Here is a 1,255-nt window from a genome sequence, read left to right on the forward strand (position 1 = left end):
GGTGTTTTGTGAGTATCTCGAACTTTCGGTTCGTTTCGTCTTCACACACCGCAATCTGGTCTCTCTCGAGTTCGCAAATTGCTTGGGTGTTATATGGTCAAGCCTCACGGGCAATTAGTATTGGTTAGCTCAACGCCTCACAGCGCTTACACACCCAACCTATCAACGTCGTAGTCTTCGACGGCCCTTCAGGGGACTCAAGGTCCCAGTGAGATCTCATCTTGAGGCTAGTTTCCCGCTTAGATGCTTTCAGCGGTTATCTATTCCGAACATAGCTACCCGGCAATGCCACTGGCGTGACAACCGGAACACCAGAGGTTCGTCCACTCCGGTCCTCTCGTACTAGGAGCAGCCCCTCTCAAATCTCAAACGTCCACGGCAGATAGGGACCGAACTGTCTCACGACGTTCTAAACCCAGCTCGCGTACCACTTTAAATGGCGAACAGCCATACCCTTGGGACCGGCTTCAGCCCCAGGATGTGATGAGCCGACATCGAGGTGCCAAACACCGCCGTCGATATGAACTCTTGGGCGGTATCAGCCTGTTATCCCCGGAGTACCTTTTATCCGTTGAGCGATGGCCCTTCCATACAGAACCACCGGATCACTAAGACCTACTTTCGTACCTGCTCGACGTGTCTGTCTCGCAGTCAAGCGCGCTTTTGCCTTTATACTCTACGACCGATTTCCGACCGGTCTGAGCGCACCTTCGTACTCCTCCGTTACTCTTTAGGAGGAGACCGCCCCAGTCAAACTACCCACCATACACTGTCCTCGATCCGGATAACGGACCTGAGTTAGAACCTCAAAGTTGCCAGGGTGGTATTTCAAGGATGGCTCCACGCGAACTGGCGTCCACGCTTCAAAGCCTCCCACCTATCCTACACAAGCAAATTCAAAGTCCAGTGCAAAGCTATAGTAAAGGTTCACGGGGTCTTTCCGTCTAGCCGCGGATACACTGCATCTTCACAGCGATTTCAATTTCACTGAGTCTCGGGTGGAGACAGCGCCGCCATCGTTACGCCATTCGTGCAGGTCGGAACTTACCCGACAAGGAATTTCGCTACCTTAGGACCGTTATAGTTACGGCCGCCGTTTACCGGGGCTTCGATCAAGAGCTTCGCGTTAGCTAACCCCATCAATTAACCTTCCGGCACCGGGCAGGCGTCACACCCTATACGTCCACTTTCGTGTTTGCAGAGTGCTGTGTTTTTAATAAACAGTCGCAGCGGCCTGGTATCTTCGACCGGCGTG

General features: G+C 53.1%; 1 rRNA gene. It reads right to left on the reverse strand.

Going from position 1 to position 1,255, the window contains the following annotated elements:
- Positions 1–93 precede the first annotated feature (93 nt).
- A 23S ribosomal RNA gene (locus NQL71_RS29635) occupies positions 94–1,255 on the reverse strand; the annotation flags it as partial.

Source organism: Pseudomonas serbica (genome assembly GCF_028823535.1).
Lineage (GTDB): Bacteria > Pseudomonadota > Gammaproteobacteria > Pseudomonadales > Pseudomonadaceae > Aquipseudomonas > Aquipseudomonas serbica.